Raw genomic sequence first — 20,673 nt, forward strand, 5'->3', positions numbered from 1 at the left:
TCCTATTTTCTAAGCCGGGGATAGCGCATTCGAATTTGTCTCAAGAGACCCTCGAGACTATTAACTTTCAGTTCATAAACCTGTTGCATCTGGTCTCCAAGTTTTCCCTGTGGAAATCCTTTTTGTCTAAACCATACATAATATGGTTCGGGGATATCTGAAAGATAGACACCTTTATATTTGCCAAAATGCATCTGGGCATAGGCTAATTCCAATAATTTTTGAGGATCTGGTTGCAATCAGGAAGCTTTTAAAAGTCCCGAAAGTTCGGAAAACTTCTGCTTATTCATGGGCTTCACCATATATTTAATTACTGCCGGATAATCCTTAGCCTTATCTACATCGATCTTACTGGTGCTTGAAGTAAGAATGATGATACGGTGCCTGCAATTCCTGCTTTGTAACATTTCCAGAAACTCCCAGCCGTTCATTTCTGGCATATTGAGATCAAGAAAAATTATTGCATCACTGTCTTCAGATACAAACTCGATAGCTTCACACGGGTTCGTAAAATCTTTTACAGTACCTTGATATCCCTCGATTTCAAGAAGTTTCTTGGTAATAAAATTCGAAATTGGCTGGTCATCTACCAGGTAGATCTTACTCATAATTCTTCAGCTTTTAAAGCCACTATTTCTTTAGATGCCATATCTACCACTTCTTTTAAAACCACATCCAGTTCGTTCACGGTCGATTCAAGTTTTGGCATCATTTCAATTTTAAATGTTTCGGTATCCACTAGTTCTGCCAGCTGCACTATGCCTTGTATTCTTGATAAAGGCTCACGAACGTTGTGGGCGTTAAGTGCAGAAATATGAAGTAGCTTCTTATTTTTTGTAGCAATAGATTCGGTTCGTTTATTAATGGTCTGCTGTTGATTTTTTACGATCGTTTCGATTTGCTCATTCTTAAGCTTAATGGTCTCATAAGCTTCGGTTAGATTTTTATTCTGAATAGCGAGCTGCTTCTTAAGATAGATCTCGTTGAACTTGGATTGTATGCAATCAACTACGAGCTTCAGAATATCAATATCTCCTACCGAAAAGGTCATATGTTGATCGGCTAACAGTGATACGATCACCTTTGAGTCAGTCTTATCAAATGCCCATCCCCAGAGTACCGGATCAAATAGATCTGATCTTTCTATCTTATTCTTCAGGAGTTTTTCTGGAATACTTCCGGTAAGTAACGGAATGCCCGTTTCTTTAAGATCTCTCTCGTAAGGAAATATCTCGGTTTCCGATTCAAAATCATACCAGATGTTACCAGAGAACTGTTCAACGATGAAATTATCTTTTTCCCGAATAATACACATCCTTAAGATCCTGAAATTAATAAGATACTTCAGGTTTGTCTTACAAACATTGGCGATCTCTTCCAGGTTCGAACAACGATTTATGCCGTTGGCGAACTTAGAGTATGCTTCATAAGTGATCCTGTAAAGCTGGGAAGTATTACTGCTAATGTCCTGCATCGTAAAAGGAAACCCTTATTCCGGAGTTTCTAAAAGTTCGTTATCGATCTTTATTCCAGATACATCTGCAATCGTATTCAGCATGTTTACCAGGTCTGCCTGAGCCATAAGCTCCTGGATTTCTCTCTTTGTAAAACCTGCTTTTTCCAGACTATTAAAATCTTCATCAGAAATATCTGAATGATTTAAAGCTGCTTTGGTAACGATCTGTACAGCGGTTCGGTAACTTACCGGCATCGACGGACTATTGATATGTTGTGTAGCTTTAAAACCTTCATCTTCTGAGATCATACTACTCATACTATCTGCAAAGATGCCGTGTGCATGAGAACAATAATTGCAACCTCTTTCTTTCGAAACGTTGTAAATGATCAATTGCTTTAATACGTTAGGAACTTCACCTTCCATAAGCGTATTCTTTAATTTGCTCCAGTTCCCTTTAAGTAGAGTCGCATTATCGCCCTGGCATTTAAACCAGTTTAAAACGAAGGGAAGTTGTAAGGTTTTTTTAGTATCGTCGTAAATTGTTTGAACTTCCGGAGAAGCTTCATCGTAGGAAACCATTCTATAACGAGACTGGTTCTGGGGTAAAGTTTGATTCATGTAGTTGTAATGGCTATAATTATACTTCGGACTGTAAATATTACAGTTATTTTTTGCATTTCATCGATGTTCGAATGCATTTAACTTTTTCCTCTAAAAATACTTACTAATATAAAAAAATAAGTAAGATAAAGCCTACAATATTACTGAGTTAAATATTTTGTAATCTTTAGCCTGTGAGCTATTGTATTTTTAGTTTTGATCAGATTAAAAACTACTTACAGAAAATGGCAATATTCGGTTCTATAATCAAGAGTTTAATTGATATAAAAGATTCTTTTACTACAGAAGGTGATGCTAATACCGAGCAACTGGATGTTTTAAAAAGTCTGTTGGATAAGGCAAAAGATACGGCCTTTGGAAAACATTATAAATTTGCAGAAATCCTTAAGGCAGAAGATGTGGAAAAGAAATTTGCACAGAGAGTACCTTATTTTGATTATAACAAGATCGATAAAGAATGGTGGCATTTATACCACGAAGGCGAAACAGATGTTACCTGGCCTGGTACACCACCATATTTTGCTTTAAGTTCTGGAACTACTGGTAAAACCAGCAAAAGAATCCCGGTGACTGAGGATATGGTTGATTCCATTCGGAATGCCGGAATACAACAGGTGAGTGCTCTTAGCCATTTTGATCTTCCAGCAGATTTCTTCGAAAAAGAAATCATGATGTTGGGAAGCTCAACAGACCTGCAAAAAGAAGGAGATCACGAGGAAGGGGAGATTAGTGGTATTAGTGCCAGTAATATTCCATTCTGGTTCAGAGGTTATTATAAGCCAGGCGTAGAGATCGCTAAGATCGACGAGTGGGACGAACGTGTGAAGAAGATAGCAGAAACCGCAAAGGAGTGGGATATAGGAGCATTAAGCGGGATTCCATCATGGATGGAACTCATGCTAAAAGAAGTTATTAAATATCATAATGTTGACAATATCCACGAGATCTGGCCTAATCTACAGGTCTATACTTCAGGTGGAGTTGCATTTGAACCATACGAAAAAAGTTTTAATGCGTTACTTGGGAAACCGGTACAGGTTATTGATACTTATCTGGCTTCCGAAGGATTTTTGGCGTTTCAGCAAAGACCGAATACGCATTCAATGAAGTTGATCACCAATAATGGGATTTATTTTGAGTTCGTACCGTTCAAGCCAGATTATATTAATCAGGATGGTTCACTAACCGATGATGCGCCGGTAATTTCTATAGACGATGTAGAAGAGGAAGTTGATTACGTATTATTGATCTCGACCGTGAGTGGAGCCTGGAGATACATTATTGGTGATACTATCAAGTTTACAGATAAGGAAAAGCATGAGATCAGGATTACCGGGAGAACGAAATTTTTCCTGAATGTGGTAGGATCTCAACTTTCAGTAAATAAAATGAACGATGCTGTTCAGGAACTTGAAGAAGAGTATGATATCAGGATCCCGGAGTATGTAGTTTCAGCTAAGCGAGGAGAAGACAACGAATATTATCATTACTGGTATTTAGGAACAGAGGATCCTGCAGATGCAGATAAATTATCTAAGAGTCTGGATAACGCCTTGAAAAATGCCAATAAGAATTACAAGGTAGCACGTGGAAAAGCCCTGAAAGGTGTTCGTGTTCAAACTATAGATCCTAATACTTTCCATGAATGGAACGCGGCTAATAAGAAAAAAGGTGGTCAGGTTAAAATGGAAAAAGTAATGAATGAAGAGAAGTTCGCTGAATGGGAAAAATTCCTTGAAGATCTCAAATCGAAGAACTAGTCGATAACTTCTTCGTGAATTTCATCAATTAGTACCATGATCTCTTCCTGAGATAGATATAAATCCTGGATCCTGCTCTTATAGCTTTCACTAAGCTTAGAGTGATTCAGGATAAAATCTTTAGTAGCAATAATATTCTGTCCTAAACCGTGATTCACGGCATACGTATCTGCGGCTCTTTCAGCTTCACGAATGTAGTTATTAGAGGTCACGTAGCGAATTCCAAACCATAACATGTCTATGGCAGATCGATCGCGATAGTCCATCACATGACCAAGTTCATGACCAAGCCAACCTATTAAAACTTCAGAAGGGACGTCCTTTACGCTAAAGGTCTCATCTTCGATCTTGAATTTTTCATTTATATAAATAACATAGCTTCTATTCTTCCTGTTTTTGAAGAATCCGCTCAACTTTGGCTGAGCCTGCATAAATGACTTTTTTATGTTCTTTTTGAACTTAAATTCAATTGGGGTGTCTTTAAGTTCCGGGTAATGAGAGAGCGCTACGTAGGTTTCACGCCATATATTATCTGGTACAATCTTATTGCTATACTCTAAACTGTCCTTTTGATGCATGTTCGATTTCTGCTGGGCATTGCACCACGTAAACATCATCATGATTATGATAATACTGAATCTGCTTTTTTGTAGGCTTGCCATAGTTATTTAATATTTTTAAAATTACAACAAAATTGATGCCTCTGGAACATTCGAATTTTAAAATAGCCTTAAATGTTTCGATCACAGGCAAAAAAAAAGTGGGCACAGCCCACTTTTCTATTTTCAGAAACTATAAATTAGCCCTGTAGTGCCTTCTGTAATCTTTGTTGAAGTTCAGGATCTTTTTGTAGTGCCATCACCAATTGTTGGTAACGTTCCTTACTAAGATCACTTTCACCGATTAATTTCTCCATTCTCTGCTGAAACTGTGGTTGGATCTCTTCCAGTTCTGCAACTACGATCTTGTACTGTTTTGATTCAGCTTCAGTTGTTTCAACCTCTTTATTTGGATCCATATTCGCCTGATGGATTTCATTGAATCGTTGAAGATCCAGTTCCTGTTCCTGGACAACCTGTATCATCTCTTGTTGAGCTTCCTGATTTACCATTCTCATTTTTTGAAAAACTTCAGCAAATTCAGTTAATTCAGAATCGGTTACCTCTATTTGTTGTTGTGGTAGTGGTGCATTTTGAGCATTCACCGTTGCTGTTCCCAATGCGAAGATCATCGCAATTCCACCTAATATCTTTTTCATAAATCTTTTATTTTATATTTAAGCTCGTGAACTTACAGTATTCAGTAAAGCTCACCAATTCTTTAAGAAAGATGATGAAATACTTAAGACAGGTTTAACTGCAGTGACTCAAATCTGTTAAACCTTATACGTCTTTCAACGATTTTGATAGAGTGTGATCCATTCTTCAACAGAGATTCTGGTCATAAGCTCACCGATAAGATGATAAGGAATTTGCTTAATATTCTTAAAACGAACACAACTTTTTCCCATATCAGGTTTTTTTCCAGTAATACTTTTATAGCTCTCTATAAACCAATTTCTCAACTCAGCATCTGCATAAATACCTGAATGATATAGCACAAGGTAATTTTTTTGATTAGCAAGATGGGCAAAGGGGAGTGGTAGCTTAGGATCACAATGATATCCTTCCGGAAATATAGAATGAGGTACCACGTAACCTATCATTTTATAATTCATAGTTTCCTCAAAGCCTTTTGGTAGATTCTCCAAAATTGTCTTTCTCAAATTTTGAAGTGCTTCTCTTCTTTCTGCTGGGACTTCGGAAATATACTGCTCTGGAGTATTGGCTTCAATTTGCATCATCTTATTTTCTTAAATATAAGAAATGCCGTTGATTCCTTTTATAAACTTTTGCTGCTGAAGTTTTTAATATAAAGAACTCCCAGAATAGGACCTGCAGCGAGTATCAGGAAGATATATTGCTGCTGAAAAAAGTCCTGACTAAAATCAACAATTTGAATACTTACAATAGTGATCGCATATCCTATAGAGTTGACTAATGTAAGTGCAGTTCCCCGACCTTCAGCAGGAGCAGATCTAGCGATAAGTGTTGAAAACAAGGGAGAATCGGCAATTACCATCACACCCCAGAATATCAGAAAAATAATAAAGAACACTTCCGAAGCAAATAATATTAGCAACGGAGAAATGAAGCAACATATCCCTGAAAAGGTCAATGCTGTTCTGGCAACTCGGGCCACCCCGAATCTCTCAGATAAAATACCACTAATAGCACAGGCCACCGCTCCAGAACCAATTATGAGAAAACTATAAAGAGGAATATTCGAGATACTATCAGGATGAAAATGATTGTAAATTTTCAACATAAGAGGGATAAAAGCCCAAAAGGCGTAGAGTTCCCACATATGACCAAAATATCCAAATGCAGAGCTTCGAAAATTTGAATTTCTGAAAAGGTTTAGAATATCTGGTGAATTTTTTACCTGATGAGGTTTTCGAAATGGTCCATCGGGCACCAAAATCTTGAGGAGAAGTCCGCCCAGAAGCGCCAATGTGCTAGTGCTAATAATAACCATATTCCAGCTTAACTCAACAATTTCGTTGGTAGCTTTTAATAAATGCGGAAAACCAGTACCCAGAACCAGCGCACCCACCAGAAAGCCCAGAGATCTGCCCAATCCTTTCTCGAAGTGATCTGAAGCTATTTTCATCCCAACCGGATAGATACCCGCCAGGGAGAATCCTACCAGAAACCTAAGAATCATAAGACTATACAGGTTGTTCTCTTCCAGGATCGTGGAGAGATTGAAAATTGAGCCGAAAATGGCACAGAGAAAAAATACCTGGGTAGGAGAGAACTTATCTGAAATGCTTAAAAAAGCAAATAATAAGGTCCCGAGAATAAATCCAGATTGTACTGCAGAGGTAAGTAAGCTTAGAGCATTGGAAGATAACTTAAAAACTAAAATTAGTTCTGGCATTACCGCATTACCCGCGAACCATAATGAGGTACAGCAAAATTGAGCAAATACAATAACAGGTAATATCCGGGAAGGTACTTTCAAAAATGTGTTGTTTTCTTACTGGATATAACCTGTTTCATTGCATTTAGCTAAGTAGCTAAATTAATCTTTTAATACATTATCGGGCGTCGTTACATCCTCGTCTTTTAAATACTTGTCTAAAAAAGCAAGAATTTGCCGGTAGCCTTTGATCTCATTTTCTTTTTTAATGAAGCCGTGACCTTCATCTGGGAAGACCATATATTCCACAGGAACATCGTTCGCTTTTACTGCCTCCACGATTTCATCAGATTCAACCTGCAGTACTCTTGGGTCATTGGCGCCCTGTAAAACCATAATCGGGTTCTTTATATTTTCAGCATGGAACAGAGGAGAGATCTTTTTAAGTCTTATGGAATCTTTTGTAGTAGGATCGCCTAATTCATCATACAGTGCTTTCCTAAAAGATTCCCAATACGGCGGAATAGATTTTAATGTTCTCAGCCAGTTGGTGACCCCAAAAATATTCACACCTACTTCAAATTCATCTGGCTCGAAGGTCATTGCAGCCATTGTCATATAACCTCCATAACTCCCGCCAATGATTCCAATCTGGTCTTCATTGATATAATCCTGGGATGCCAGCCATTTCTTTCCATAGATCACATCCTGAAGATCTTTTTCTCCATGATTTTTGTCATCCATTTTATAAAAGCTAGCTCCATAACCACTACTGCCCCGGTTGTTTACGGCGAGCACAGCGTACCCATGATTCACTAAATATTGTAAAAGAGCAAAATACCCTACACGGGATTGTCCACCTGGTCCACCATGTACCCATACCAGGGCCGGTTTTTTATTATCTGCAGTAGCATTGAGAGGTTTGTAATAGATCGCTGGTATTTCTAAACCATCAAAGGACTTATACCTTACCACCTCAGCCGAAACCAGGTCGACTGGATCTATTTCCGGATTTAAAGTGCTGGTTAATTTTTTAATTTCCTTAGTCTGAATATTGTAAACGTAAATATTATTTGGGGTTTTAGAAGTTCCAACCGTAAGTCTTAATAGCTTTTCACTATCAGAAAAATTTGCAGCCACTATATTGCCATCCTCAATCTCTGGTAATTCCAGTGGAGTCTGGCTGGCATTTTCCCATAATAGTAATTTATTTGTCCCGTCTTCGTTAATAGCGATCACTCTATAAGTGTCATTTTCACTCAAACTGCTGTACATTACATCCCAGTTCGTTTCGTAAATTACATCAGACTTCTGGGTATCCAGATCATATGCCATTAATCGGCTAAATTCACCGCCGTGATTGGTTGTATAGTAGAGCTCTGTCTCGTCTTTGTTAAAACCCGTACCACTATAATAAAATCCCGGTTTGGATATTTCAGTTAGTTCCTCCGTCTCTGTATTTAGTAAGAATAATTGATTTTCGCTGGTTGTGATCTCATTGGATAATACAAGGTATTTTCCTGAAGCTGATATATCAGAAACCATATAACCTTTCTCATTCTTATAGAGCATTTTTGGTTCCCAACTGCCAATTTCCATGGTATATACGTCAAAATATTGCGCGTCTCGCTTGTTTGAAAGATAATACAGGGCAGAATCAGTATCGTTCCAGCCACCGAACTCGGCTTTTTCATTTTCTCCCGGAGTCAGTTCCTTAGAGGTTCCATCGGATTTTAATAAGTATAAATGGTTAATTTCATTCCCTCCTTTATCTGCGGAATATAATATGTCTCCTGAGCCTGGTACATAATCCACCGCAAATAAAGATTCGTTTTCAGAATTAGTGACAGCGGTCTTGCTTCCATCTGAAATATCTATTTCATATAGATTAAATATTCCCGACTCATCACTGCTTATCAGGATTTTGGATTCATCTGGAGAGAAACTACCACCCGTAACACGAGTGTTTTCATAGAATTGCTCAATACTGTATTCTGTAGGTTCTTGCTGAGCATGTACACTTAGTATGGCAGCAATAAAAATAATAAGGAAACTGGTCGATTTCATTTTTTTGCGAATTAGTTAGACATTGTGTTGGTTATCAGACTAATATACGAAAATTGGAACTTCAAATACGAGGTTGTTCAGAACTATAAATGTTTCTGATTGTTATTGGTGAGTTCGTGTTCTTCATTCCCGGTATGTTTGGTCGCTGCCGGTTCAAATAGCATTACCTGAACTTCATTTTCAGCGATGGGCTTATGCTCAACGCCCTTTGGAACAATGATGAACTCACCAGGATTGAGGGTGACAGAGCTATCCCGAAATTCGATCTTTAGCACTCCTGAAATGACCCAGAATAATTCGTCCTCTTCATCATGGGTATGCCAGATAAACTCACCTTTGAGCTTAGCTAGTTTAACCTGCTGACCATTTAATTCCCCAACGATTCTGGGATTCCAGTGATCCTGGAACTGGTCTAATTTTTCCTGAATATTGACTTTTTTCATTTTATTCAATTGGTTCTATCAGCCATTGGTAGGCTTCGCTGAAATTCTCTCTCCACAACTTCTCATTATGTTCTCCGTCTTCGACTAATTTTACAATTAAGTTTTGGGGTTCAAAACCTTTTGAAATTAGAAGGTCTTGCATAGTATTCACTTCCTCGACCATGGAATCTGACTCTCTTTTCCCTGCAAGTATATAAAACTTCTGATCGTTTGTAATTTCTGAATTTTTTACTTTTTCATAGATCTGTTCACTAAACCAGAAACTGGGCGAGAAGACACCTATTTTACTGAAGACTTCAGGATATTCAAATGCGGCATAGAAGCTAATTAGTCCACCGAGCGATGAACCAAAAATTCCTGTATTTGCTTGATCTGCCAGGGTACGATAGCTTGCATCTATATGCGGTTTAAGAGTATATCTTATAAAATCAACATAATTCTTCCCATTCCCACCGCCGTATTTTTCGTTTGGATAAGGAGTAAGTTCTGAAATTCTTTTGTCCCCACCATGTTCAATGGCTACAATGATCGCTTTTTCCGAATGAGTTTCGTCCAGGAATTCATCAACATTCCATTCACCAGCATAAGCGGTAGAATCGTCAAAAACATTCTGTGCATCGTGCATATAAATGACTGGATATTTCTGCTCATCCAAATCATAATTTGCAGGAAGATAGATCCATATCTTTTTATAGCTATTTAATTGGGGTGCCTCTATCTCAAATGTTTTTACATTTTTAGAAAGTGTACTCTGGGCCATTAGTAGCGTAGGGCAGAAGAAGCTTAATAAAATGATGGAAAAGAGATTTCTCAATGAATGATGTATTAATAAATATCAAAAATACATTTTAAGATCTAATTCTCAAGATCGCAGTCAAAGCAGGCAAGTTGGGAAGAACTTAGTTCGAGATCTTCAGATCCTTTTAAAGCTTCACTCAGTTTCCCCTGTTCTTTTATTTGCTGAAAGAATTGCATAGCATATTCCTGAAGCTTATTCCTGCGGCTTTTTAGTTTTTCGGTGATTTCTTTTTCGTTGAGCTTTCTGATTTGTTCTGGCCAGGCTTCAAACGCATTAGCTATTATTTCATCGCTCAAACTTTTCTGAAGTTCATTCGCTTGCTTTATGAACATATCTTCCGAAGTATTGGAGAGGAAATAGCGGTCGAAGGGATAAACCAGGCCGGGCATATGATCGATCTCTTTCTCAAATGGTCGAACCAGTGGCTCAACATTTTTATTTGTAATTATGGAAGGTAGCAAACCAGAAATGTTAAAAAATGCATTGTCTCTATCGCCGGCAACTGGTGTTGCGATATTTCCCCGATCAGATTTCTGGATTACCCAGCCCCACTGCTCAGCGTGACGATCCCAGTCACCTATGAGTAAATCGAATAATCTTACTTTTATCAAAGCATCTTGATCAACTAAGATCTTTGCTTTTGATTCAAATTTTAATTTCTGAAGGTCTTTGGTTTCAATAATTTCTGAAACATTTTTCAGTGAAGTCCAATTGCCTTTGCTTTCGGTTTCATATTCAAGAAGGAACAGTCGGTTGCCAAATTTCTTATTAAAATCACCCAGTACTCCTTGCTTAGGGATAAAGACCATTCTGGGATGTGTATGTAGAATGTCAAGTTTCTGAGCTAACTCTGCTACGAGGATCGCCGCGTAGGGATGTTGTGCAGATATGCCATCTACAATAATATTCTCAAGGCCAAGATCTTCTGCGATTTCAGGAATAATTTTCTCAGGATCTTTGGTGACACTACGCAAGGTATAAATGATATCATTCTTCGAGCGTAATTTTAAGGAATGCGTTTGTTTACCTCCGCCTTCTTTGATGATTTCAATGCCACCGTAGAGGGTATCCAGAAAAACAATTGGAAATTTCACTTTTTCAGACCAGGCATCGCGATAGTTACTTCCCTGCACTAAATCCTTTAGAAGATTAGCTTCATATAAAGTGCTTGGAGCGATTAAAACCGAATCATGGTTTCTGAAATTTGTTCTTTGAAGCTCTTCCAGATTAGAAATAGTGCAGGTCTCAAAAGTTTTCTGGCTGCTGGAAACAGATAGGTAGATCAAACCAATGAGGATGATGACTACTCCCAAAAAAATAATTAAAACCTTCTTCATACTGCTTTCAGCTTAATAAAATAAAACTAAGGTTTTCAACCCGTAATATTTCAGCTAAAAGCGTTATAAAATTGGTAAATTCTATCAATTTGCTATGTTATTTCCACAGAGCTAAACTCATCAGCCCTTAAGATCTTCAGGCATGCTTAACTGCGGTATCCCTGTAAAATCTCTTCTTCAACCAGAAAGAAACCTGAACCAGTAAAATTAGGGCTGGCACTTCTACAAGCGGACCAATGACTCCTGCAAATGCCTGACCGCTATTTAAACCAAATACTGCAATGGCAACCGCGATCGCCAGTTCGAAATTATTTCCAGCTGCCGTAAAAGCAACAGAAGCATTCCTTTCGTAGCTGGCTCCAAGCAATTTACTTGCGAAAAAGCTGATCAAAAACATAAGGCAGAAATAAATAAGTAGCGGAACCGAGATGAGTAAGACATCAAATGGAATTTCAACAATTAAACTACCCTTCAGCGAAAACATCAAAACGATGGTGAAAAGTAAGGCAATTAAGGTTATAGGTGAAATTGCTGGGATAAAACTGTTTTCATACCAGGATTCCCCTTTTAGACGCACCAGAATAATTCGGCTTAAGATACCTAACACGAAGGGTATTCCAAGGTAAATTAAAACACTTTCTGCAACGCTTTCAATAGAAATATCTACAATGGCAGAATCGAATCCGAAGAAAGGGGGAAGCCAGGTAATAAACACCCATGCATAAAAACTGTACGCGAAAACCTGGAAAATACTATTCAGCGCTACCAGGGCTGCTCCGTATTCACTACTACCTTCAGCGAGGTCATTCCATACCAACACCATTGCGATACACCTGGCAAGTCCTATTAATATAAGTCCGATCATATATTCCGGATGATCGTGCAAAAAGGTAATGGCAAGGAAAAACATCAAAAAGGGCCCGATGATCCAGTTAAGTACCAGAGACAGCGTCAAAATTTTTACATTTTTAAATACTTTGGGCAGGAGCCTGTACTTCACTTTCGCTAGTGGAGGGTACATCATAAGGATGAGTCCAACGGCCAGTAACCAGTTTGTAGACCCGGAACTCATTGCATTAATTTGCTCTGGAATCGCAGGGATTATATTGCCCAGGATCACACCAATAGCCATAGCAAGAAAGATCCACAGCGTTAGGTTTTTATCAAGAAAGTTTAGTTTTTTAGCCATTGGAGTTCGCTTTTTTAAAGGCATATAACATTTCAGAACCTATCTGGTCACTTCGTTCCATATATTTCTCTGCCATTTCAACTGTATCATCAAAGCTCTTGGGATCTTCGTAGTTCAAGGGTATTCTGGATTCTGCACCAACTATGAACGGGCAATTCTCATCTGCATGGCTGCAGGTCATTACCGCAGCAAAGTTCTTCGTCGGGTTCTTTTCATCGTCAAATACCTTTGAATAAAAAGTATTCGAACTCACACCAGTATCCACCGTGATCTTTGGATTGTTGCCAGATTTCTCATCAATTCTAAAACCAGATGTACTCAAAGTTGAAATGGCCTGCGGGAAGAAAGCAGTAGCTTCTGTTCCGCCGGAATAGCACCTGGCTGGCACTTCATAATAATCTGATGCCGCCATAGCCCATGCTTGCGCCAGCTGACTTCTTCGGGAATTATGTGTACAGATGAAATTGAGTTTTAATGCCTCTTTTGAATTGATTTTATTAGAAATAAATTCAACTAAAGGTTGAAGCACCTTCATTCTCTCTTCGGAAATTGATAATTTTTCAAGTTCCTTGATCTTTGAAGTAAGTTCTGGAAATATATTGTTCATAACGATTAATTAACAGCAACCTGAATTTGGAGAGCATTGTTGCTCCGATACGTTTGCTAATTTTACTTTTGGTTTGGATTCTGGAATTCCACAATTATCTTTTGCCAGGCAGTCGGTTTGCGTATTTAAGAGAAGGAATTTTTCTCCGTCAAAATCAAGGTGATATTTATTAATGCTTTCGCCCTGATATTCCACTTCGATTTCAACATCCTGAAGGTTAAGTTTGTCCTCAGCAATAGAAATGATTTGCATTAATTTATCAGGATGCAATTGGTGATCGTAATCATCTGCTTCCCAAAGCTGAAATGATATTTTACGCTCATTTCTCATTACGCCACCACAATCGATAAAATTCTTACGAATACTTCCAACTTCAGTCACGTGGAAGTGAGAAGGTACAAGCTCACCTCCTGGTAGTTTAAAATAAAGTCGGCTTAAGTTCTTAAGTTCTTTTTTAAATTCTGATAAAAGCATAGTCTTCAGTTTATCGTAATATTACGATGTTAATATTTAAATTTTTTTAGCAGCAATCCTTCGGTTCGGGAGTCTTTAAACCATCAAATAATACATTCAGTAATTGCTGAATTTTGTACCAGTTGGCCGTATCTATACAATAACTAACAGACACTCCTTCAATGGATCCCTGAATAATTCCGGCATTTTTCAGCTCACGTAAGTGCTGACTTATTGTAGCCTGGGCGAGACCAAGTTCGTTCACCAGATCTCCGTTAATACACCTATCAGATTTCAGAAGAAATTGAAGAATAGCAATTCTTGCAGGATGAGCCAGTACTTTGGCATAGCATGCAAGTTCATTCTGTTCTTTAGAAAATAGATCGGTCTTCGTAACTCCCATTCGATATAATTATATTGCAATATTACGATGAATAAATAACTACACCAACATTAATTGAAATCTTTCCAGACATTTTGAAATATGCTCTAAATCTTAAAATATTAGGAATACTTATATAGAAATGCTCTTAAAATTGGTTAATTATCATAAAGCCAACAAAGCCTTAACTCAGGATTAGCAGTAGATACGCGTGTTCAAATGTATTTTCGTTTAAAACTAACTACAATTACAATGAACAGTTCAATCACACCTTTTCGTTATTTAAGTCTACTAGCCGGAATTTTGTTGTTCTCCTGTAATTCCAATTCACAAATTCAGGAACCAGTAAAGGAAGAGCAATCTCAGGAATTGAGTATGAAAAATCCCGTTATCAAAAGGGAAGCGAAAATTTTCCGAAAGGAAGTGAAATACATCGTGGATTCATTAAAATCTCGTGAGACTATAGATAGTTTGCTTAGTAATTATAACGACGACGAACTGAAAACAGTTCTTGCCATAAATCGTATCGAAAAAAATAAACTACGTCCTAACCGCCCACTCGTAATTCCAGAATGTGCTGCGGAAGAATTCAACAATTATAGTCCGTTTCCTGAAGATCTTCAAGAATTGCATTGTATTCCAAAGACAGTTTTGATTAACAAAAGAGTCCAGGCATTTGCGCTTTACGAAAATGGCGAATTAGTTAAATGGGGACCGGTAAGTACCGGGAAGGGTTCAACTCAAACTCCGGCAGGACTTAACTACGGGAATTATAAGGCGAAAAGAAAAGTAAGTACAGTAGATGCTTCATGGATACTTCCATATTATTTCAATTTTATGAATTTTGAGGGTGTTGGTGTGCACCAGTATGCACTTCCAGGATATCCAGCAAGTCATGGATGTGTAAGATTATACATGGATGACGCCAAGTATATTTTTGATTGGGCTAGCATGTGGGAGCTGGAAAATTCAGACATAGAATACAACGGAACGCCTTTTATGGTATTTGGAGAATATGACCATTCCGCCAACAAACCATGGTTAGACCTCAAACAAAATATGAAAGCGAATGATCTTACTCAGGATGAACTGAATACGATCAGGGAATATGTAATTGATTACCAGGAAGATCCAAAGAACTATCACAATATTGTTTCGAAAACGAAGGATGCTGAATTAGCCGATGCATAAAACTTAGTTTTCTTAAATTAGCCGGTAAAGATCATTACTATGTATAGCAATAATTTTTACCGGTTTTTTTGGGCGCTTATATTTTCTGTTTCTGCTATTAGTTCTGCCCAGGAGGTAGAAATTATGGTAAGAGCACAGGCTGGCGATGCAAAATTTATAGGTTCTTCTATTGGTGGAGCTAAAATTCTAATCATGGATGCTCTAACCAATGAAATTCTTGCGGAAGGCATAACAAAAGGAAGCACCGGTAATACTGCAAAGATCATGAAGCAGGCTCAAATAAGAAGGAAGCGAATTACCGATGATCAAACTGCAGGTTTTAACGCTAAGGTTCAGATAGCAGAACCAAGATTTGTAACTATAGAAGCTTACGCACCCTGGAACAAGAAGCAGGCTCGTGTAAAATCAAGTACGCAATTATGGCTGCTTCCTGGTAAAGATATCACCGGGGAAGGTATCATCCTGAAAATACCAGGATTCGTAGTGGATATTGTTACGCCTCAAACACACCAATCCTATTCCAGTTCAGAAATTAAATTTCAGGCAAATATTGTAATGATGTGTGGTTGTCCCATTACCAAAGGAGGTCTATGGGACGCGAACCAGTATGAAGTGAACGCAATCTTAAAAAGTGAGAACATGGATACCAAAACCGTAAAAATGGAACAGGAGGGAGGTTCCAGTAATTTCTTGGGAAAAGCTAATTTAGAAAAAGGTTCGTACGAATTAATCATCCAGGCATTTGATCCTGTTACAGGAAATACCGGGGTAGATCGTACTAATTTTATGGTTAACTAAAACTTGCGAGTCCCAGATCTGAGATCGTTCTAAGCACGCCATGCTCATTATTGTCATGACTGGTAATGAACTTACTGGCCTCTTTAACTTCAGGATGAGCATTTTTCATAGCGTAACTATGAGCTGAAACTTTCATCATTTCGAGGTCATTCAGATAATCTCCAAATACCAAAGTTTCTTCTTCAGTAAAATTCATTTCCTTTTGAATTCCTTTGATAGCATTTCCTTTATTTGCATTTAGCGCTGTGATATCTATGAATATCTTTGCGGCGATCGCAACCTTGAAACGGTCTGTATAATCGACAAAATGTGGATAGGTATTATCTTCAACTCCATTGAAATTGCAGTACGTAACTTTCAGATAGGTATCATCCACTTCCGTAAGATCTTCCACAACTTTCAAACGTTCATAAAACTGAGAAATATGATCAATGAATTTCTTGTCACTCGTTTCTATATAAGCTGAATCTTTTCCGCAGAGCACAACGTAGGTATCTTCCAGTTTTCGGCCCATCTCTATAAAATTAATGGCAGCGTTCTTTTCTATGGGATTCACATAGAGTTCTTTACCCTTAAATGATACATAAGTTCCATTCTCTGCGAAGAACATGGTGCGATGCTTAATCCTTTCAAATTTGCTTTCCAGATTATAAAACTGTCGGCCGCTGGCAATGGAAAATTGTATTCCCTTAGCACTCAATTCTTCCTCCATTCTCCAGAAGTCAGGATGAATCTCGTGCTGGTCATTTAGGAGGGTGCCATCAACGTCGGTTACTATAAACTTAATCATATCTGCAAATTTAGAAGCTGCGAAAATACTATAATCAATTTGGGCGGACTTTAATATTATATTAATTCTGAAGACTTTCAGAATCAAATATTTAGAATATTTTATTTAAAATTGTTCTAAATAAGGTTTTTAAATTCGGAATGACGTAGTATGTTTGTGTCACTATTTATATCAAGTCTAAATAAAATTAAACAGATGAATCATAAATTACTACTACTAGTTATCTTTTTCGGTTACACCGCATTAGCTCAGAATTCTGGAAATATCAAGGGAAAGGTTACTAATTTAAAAGGGGAGGCGATTTCTCCAGCGAATGTAGATGTTCAGGGTACAGGAATGGGAACAGAAACAAATCGAGAAGGTGCTTATATAATCGAAGGCGTTCCTGATGGTAATTATCTTCTAAGAGTGTCTTATGTTGGATATGAGCCAAAAGAAATCGCAATTACAATTCAGCCGGGCAAAACGACCAGTCTTCCCAATATTGTATTGAGATCTAGTGAAGAACAGCTGGAGGAAGTAATAATCCAGGGAAATGGGAACTCAAATAAATATGATCGTGCTAAAAGCGCATACGTTTCAAAATTACCATTAAAGAATATTGAGAATCCCCAGGTTTATGACAATATAACTGCAGAATTACTTGAGGAGCAAATCGTTACAAATTTTGATGATGCTTTAAAAAATAGTTCGGGAATAACCAAATTATGGGAATCTACAGGTAGAGGTGGAGATGGCGCAGGGTATTATTCACTTCGAGGTTTTCCTGTACAGCCAACTATGGTTAATGGCTTGCCAGCTCTTACCAATGGCAGTCCGGATCCCGCAAATATTGAAAACATCGAAGTGATAAAAGGGCCTTCCGGGACTTTGTATGGGAGCAGTCTTATTTCCTACGGAGGCTTGATCAATATCACCACAAAAAAGCCATATGATTATTTCGGCGGAAATATTAATTATACGCTAGGTAGCTATGGACTCAACCGGGTGGCAGCAGATGTAAATACACCATTAGATGAAGATGGAGATGTAGCTCTACGAATTAACACTGCATATCATACTCAAAATTCTTTTCAGGATGCCGGGTTTTCAAAATCTTTTTTCTTCGCGCCATCTTTATGTTACCAAGTAAACGACAGACTATCTTTTTTAATCAATACTGAATTTTATAGTGGCGAGTCAACTAATCCTACCATGCTTTTTGTAGATAGGGGAGCACCTTTGACAGTAACTAATATTGAAGAATTAGGTTATAACTCGAATAGGTCTTACACCAGTAACGATCTAACTTTAAAAAATCCTACTTATAGCCTACAGGGTCAGATGAATTATATATTGTCAGAGAACTGGACTTCTCAAACTGCTGTTTCTCGTGGAAGTTCAAAGTCTGAAGGCTATTATTCATATCTCTACGAAACCACCAGATTTTACGAAGGTTTGGATGAAGGAGTAGTGTTTACGCGGTATATGAATAATCAGAATTCCACAACTCTGACTACAGACTTTCAGCAGAATTTTATTGGTGATTTTGAGATCTTCGGAATGAGAAACAGAATGGTAGCGGGCTTGGACTATTTTCAACGCGAAACCATAGATAATGGAACCGGTTATGTGGGCAACGGAAATATTTATATTGGAAATGCGAGTCTTCAAAATGTGAACGAGAGCGTTTTTGGTATTACTGAGCAAGCGAATTATATCACAATTGGAGATAGTGGTATCCTTTCCACAGCGGCAGTTGACGGTCTATTGGTCAATACAAATCGAAATAATAATATTGTAAAGGAGGATATCTATAGTGCTTATGTGTCGAATGTAATAAATATTACTCCGGCTTTATCTGCCATGGCTAGTTTACGAATAGACCAGTTTGAAAACGACAGTAATAGCCAAACGGCGCTTTCACCAAAATTCGGAGTGGTTTATCAGCCAATTATAGACCGGGTTTCCATATTTGCCAATTATATGGATGGTTTTAGTAACGTAGCACCTTCAGAAGTTATTAATCAGGATACAGGTGAAACAAACAGAATAGCTTTTGATCCTGAACATGCCACTCAATTCGAAATTGGAACCAAGCTGAACCTTTTCAACGATAAACTTTTTGCAACCCTGAGTTACTATGATATTCAGGTTGAAAACATTGTATTAGGAAATGGTATTAATGTGAATCAGGATGGAACTCAATATAGTCGTGGTTTTGAAGCCAGAATAACTGCAAGTCCAGTAGATGGGCTAAATGTTATAGCAGGCTTTAGTCATAACGATAGTGAAGTCACTGAAGCTTCAGAAAATGATGATTTCCTCGGAAGAAGACCGGAATCTGCCGGACCTGAGACTCTGGCTAACCTTTGGGCAAGTTATAGATTTACTTCCGGTATAACTGAAGGATTTGGTTTTGGATTAGGAGGTAACTACGCCAGTTATAACATGATTTTTAATCGTAATACTGCGGGAATATTTACGCTTCCATCTTATACAGTAATAAATGCAGCTGTTTTCTACGACGTGGATAAATTTTTAATTAACCTGAAATTAAATAATCTAACGAATGATGATTATTTTAATGGGTGGTCTACTATAAATCCGCAGGCACCTAGAAATTTCGCCGCAGCACTTACTTACAGATTTTAGAATTGATTTAGCCTGAGATCGCCAATGTGGCGATCTCCTTTTTTGGAACATTATGAAGAAAAAACAAAGAAAAAATACACTTAGGAAATGGGCTGGCAGGATTCATCTCTGGTTAGGTCTGTTAACAGGCATCATTGTATTTATAGTCGCGATTACCGGATGTATCTATGTATTTCATGACGAAATTAAAGATACTATCTACGACTACCGCTTTGTAGAACAGCAGCAGAGTGGATATTTGCCACCTTCAGAAATTAAAGAGATCGTACAGTCGAAATATCCCGGAACTACAGATGATTTTGTGCTCTATGCCGGGCAGGACAGGCCAGTTGCGGTGTACGGAGTATATGAAGAAACCCCATATTACTATTACTTAAATCCATATACTGGTGAATGGTTATATTCTCAGGATTTTACGAAGGATTTTTTCGAGATCGTAAAGGCATTGCACATGTATCTTTTGTTACCTGAAGAAATTGGCCGACAGGTGGTAGGTATTTCAACTTTGATATTTATTCTGATGATGATCACGGGAGTTATACTTTGGTGGCCAAAGAAGCTTAAGAATTTAAGAAAGAGTCTGAAAATAAAATGGAATGCTCGTTGGAGAAGAGTGAATTATGACCTGCATAATATCAGCGGATTCTATCTTCATATTCTTGCTATTGTGGTAGCGATTACTGGTTTATACTTTTCCTATGATTGGGTAAAAGATGGACTTTATTTTGTGGGAAATCTCGGGGAAGATGTAGAAAGCGATCATCATATCGAAAATATCGTTCAGAAACCCCGAATTTTAGAGGAGCCTATAGATATAGCTTTTGTTGAAACTCAAGAGAAAGCGCCTGGACATGAAATGTATTTTGTGTGGACAGAGGGTGATCATCATCCCGTAGTTACCGGTGCCTATACCGAGTCCCTGGACTACGACCATCAATCTAACTATTATTTCCATCCACAAACTGCTGAATTACTTCAGGAACAGCCATATGAATCTAAAAGTACTGGTTTAAAGCTACAGGAAATGAGTTATGGTATTCATACAGGTCAGTATTTTGGAATAACCGGGAAGATCATCGCCTTTATCCTGAGCATTTTTGTCGCAAGCTTACCTGTTACAGGATTTATAGTGTGGTGGGGAAGAAAAAACCGGGTGAAGCATCTCACCCGGTGATATTT

The 20,673-nt window shown here is 37.9% G+C and carries 22 protein-coding genes; 5 read left to right on the forward strand and 17 right to left on the reverse strand.

Going from position 1 to position 20,673, the window contains the following annotated elements; genetic code table 11:
• Positions 1–2 precede the first annotated feature (2 nt).
• Genes T8I65_RS04925 through T8I65_RS04940 form a run of 4 tightly spaced genes read right to left on the reverse strand, consistent with a single transcriptional unit; the run spans position 3 to position 2,077 of the window.
• Positions 3–194 (reverse strand): DUF3820 family protein, encoded by a 192-nt coding sequence (locus T8I65_RS04925; RefSeq protein ID WP_416173211.1) that lies wholly within the window; start codon positions 192–194, stop codon positions 3–5.
• Positions 195–239: 45 nt separating this feature from the next.
• Entirely contained in the window at positions 240–608 is a 369-nt protein-coding gene (locus T8I65_RS04930) for a response regulator (RefSeq protein ID WP_322302289.1), read from the reverse strand.
• Positions 605–1,474 carry a histidine kinase gene (locus T8I65_RS04935; protein ID WP_322302290.1) on the reverse strand — a complete coding sequence of 290 codons (870 nt, stop codon included), beginning with the start codon at positions 1,472–1,474 and terminating at the stop codon, positions 605–607. The genes T8I65_RS04930 and T8I65_RS04935 overlap by 4 nt, the downstream gene beginning before the upstream one ends.
• 15 nt (positions 1,475–1,489) lie before the next feature.
• Positions 1,490–2,077, reverse strand: coding sequence for a carboxymuconolactone decarboxylase family protein (locus T8I65_RS04940; protein ID WP_299153624.1), 588 nt, complete (start codon positions 2,075–2,077; stop codon positions 1,490–1,492).
• 227 nt (positions 2,078–2,304) lie between these two features.
• Between T8I65_RS04940 and T8I65_RS04945 the strand changes: the two genes are divergently transcribed.
• Positions 2,305–3,840 (forward strand): GH3 family domain-containing protein, encoded by a 1,536-nt coding sequence (locus T8I65_RS04945; RefSeq protein ID WP_322302291.1) that lies wholly within the window; start codon positions 2,305–2,307, stop codon positions 3,838–3,840.
• On the opposite strand, the gene T8I65_RS04950 is transcribed toward T8I65_RS04945, so the two are convergent.
• The 12 genes from T8I65_RS04950 to T8I65_RS05005 all read right to left on the reverse strand — a co-directional run bounded on the left by T8I65_RS04950 (position 3,837) and on the right by T8I65_RS05005 (position 14,102).
• Positions 3,837–4,418, reverse strand: a complete 582-nt coding sequence (locus T8I65_RS04950) for a hypothetical protein (RefSeq protein ID WP_295182579.1) — start codon at positions 4,416–4,418, stop codon at positions 3,837–3,839. The genes T8I65_RS04945 and T8I65_RS04950 overlap by 4 nt on opposite strands.
• Before the next feature lie 221 nt (positions 4,419–4,639).
• Entirely contained in the window at positions 4,640–5,098 is a 459-nt protein-coding gene (locus T8I65_RS04955; RefSeq protein WP_322302293.1) for a DUF4168 domain-containing protein, read from the reverse strand.
• 135 nt (positions 5,099–5,233) lie between these two features.
• Positions 5,234–5,683, reverse strand: coding sequence for a DUF1801 domain-containing protein (locus T8I65_RS04960; RefSeq protein WP_322302294.1), 450 nt, complete (start codon positions 5,681–5,683; stop codon positions 5,234–5,236).
• A 38-nt stretch (positions 5,684–5,721) separates the two neighbouring features.
• Positions 5,722–6,906, reverse strand: coding sequence for an MFS transporter (locus T8I65_RS04965; protein WP_322302295.1), 1,185 nt, complete (start codon positions 6,904–6,906; stop codon positions 5,722–5,724).
• Positions 6,907–6,966: 60 nt separating this feature from the next.
• Complete coding sequence (locus T8I65_RS04970) at positions 6,967–8,871, reverse strand: alpha/beta fold hydrolase (RefSeq protein WP_322302296.1); 1,905 nt, start codon at positions 8,869–8,871, stop codon at positions 6,967–6,969.
• A gap of 83 nt (positions 8,872–8,954) precedes the next feature.
• Positions 8,955–9,314, reverse strand: coding sequence for a cupin domain-containing protein (locus T8I65_RS04975; protein WP_322302297.1), 360 nt, complete (start codon positions 9,312–9,314; stop codon positions 8,955–8,957).
• Between the two features lies 1 nt (position 9,315).
• Positions 9,316–10,128 (reverse strand): alpha/beta hydrolase, encoded by an 813-nt coding sequence (locus T8I65_RS04980; RefSeq protein ID WP_322302298.1) that lies wholly within the window; start codon positions 10,126–10,128, stop codon positions 9,316–9,318.
• A 41-nt stretch (positions 10,129–10,169) separates the two neighbouring features.
• Entirely contained in the window at positions 10,170–11,450 is a 1,281-nt protein-coding gene (locus T8I65_RS04985) for a hypothetical protein (RefSeq protein ID WP_322302299.1), read from the reverse strand.
• Positions 11,451–11,586: 136 nt separating this feature from the next.
• On the reverse strand, positions 11,587–12,639 hold the full coding sequence (gene arsB, locus T8I65_RS04990) for an ACR3 family arsenite efflux transporter (RefSeq protein ID WP_322302300.1): 1,053 nt from the start codon (positions 12,637–12,639) through the stop codon (positions 11,587–11,589).
• A complete protein-coding gene (locus T8I65_RS04995) occupies positions 12,632–13,246 on the reverse strand; it encodes a protein-tyrosine-phosphatase (RefSeq protein WP_322302301.1) in 615 nt (204 codons plus the stop codon). Before T8I65_RS04995 ends, arsB begins: the two co-directional genes overlap by 8 nt.
• A gap of 9 nt (positions 13,247–13,255) precedes the next feature.
• On the reverse strand, positions 13,256–13,720 hold the full coding sequence (locus tag T8I65_RS05000; protein WP_322302302.1) for a DUF6428 family protein: 465 nt from the start codon (positions 13,718–13,720) through the stop codon (positions 13,256–13,258).
• Positions 13,721–13,766: 46 nt separating this feature from the next.
• Positions 13,767–14,102 (reverse strand): metalloregulator ArsR/SmtB family transcription factor, encoded by a 336-nt coding sequence (locus T8I65_RS05005; RefSeq protein ID WP_322302303.1) that lies wholly within the window; start codon positions 14,100–14,102, stop codon positions 13,767–13,769.
• A 231-nt stretch (positions 14,103–14,333) separates the two neighbouring features.
• On the opposite strand from T8I65_RS05005, the gene T8I65_RS05010 reads away from it, so the two are divergent.
• Together T8I65_RS05010 and T8I65_RS05015 are read left to right on the forward strand one after the other, a co-directional pair.
• Positions 14,334–15,272, forward strand: coding sequence for a L,D-transpeptidase (locus tag T8I65_RS05010; protein WP_322302304.1), 939 nt, complete (start codon positions 14,334–14,336; stop codon positions 15,270–15,272).
• Positions 15,273–15,311: 39 nt separating this feature from the next.
• Entirely contained in the window at positions 15,312–16,070 is a 759-nt protein-coding gene (locus T8I65_RS05015) for a hypothetical protein (protein WP_322302305.1), read from the forward strand.
• Here the strand turns inward: T8I65_RS05015 and T8I65_RS05020 are convergent.
• On the reverse strand, positions 16,063–16,860 hold the full coding sequence (locus T8I65_RS05020; protein WP_322302306.1) for an HAD family hydrolase: 798 nt from the start codon (positions 16,858–16,860) through the stop codon (positions 16,063–16,065). The genes T8I65_RS05015 and T8I65_RS05020 overlap by 8 nt on opposite strands.
• Positions 16,861–17,055: 195 nt before the next feature.
• On the opposite strand from T8I65_RS05020, the gene T8I65_RS05025 reads away from it, so the two are divergent.
• On the forward strand, positions 17,056–19,494 hold the full coding sequence (locus T8I65_RS05025) for a TonB-dependent receptor (RefSeq protein WP_322302307.1): 2,439 nt from the start codon (positions 17,056–17,058) through the stop codon (positions 19,492–19,494).
• A gap of 52 nt (positions 19,495–19,546) precedes the next feature.
• Positions 19,547–20,668 carry a PepSY-associated TM helix domain-containing protein gene (locus tag T8I65_RS05030; protein ID WP_322302308.1) on the forward strand — a complete coding sequence of 374 codons (1,122 nt, stop codon included), beginning with the start codon at positions 19,547–19,549 and terminating at the stop codon, positions 20,666–20,668.
• Positions 20,669–20,673 lie beyond the last annotated feature (5 nt).

It is taken from the genome of Christiangramia sp. OXR-203 (assembly GCF_034372165.1).
In the GTDB taxonomy this organism is placed as follows: domain Bacteria; phylum Bacteroidota; class Bacteroidia; order Flavobacteriales; family Flavobacteriaceae; genus Christiangramia.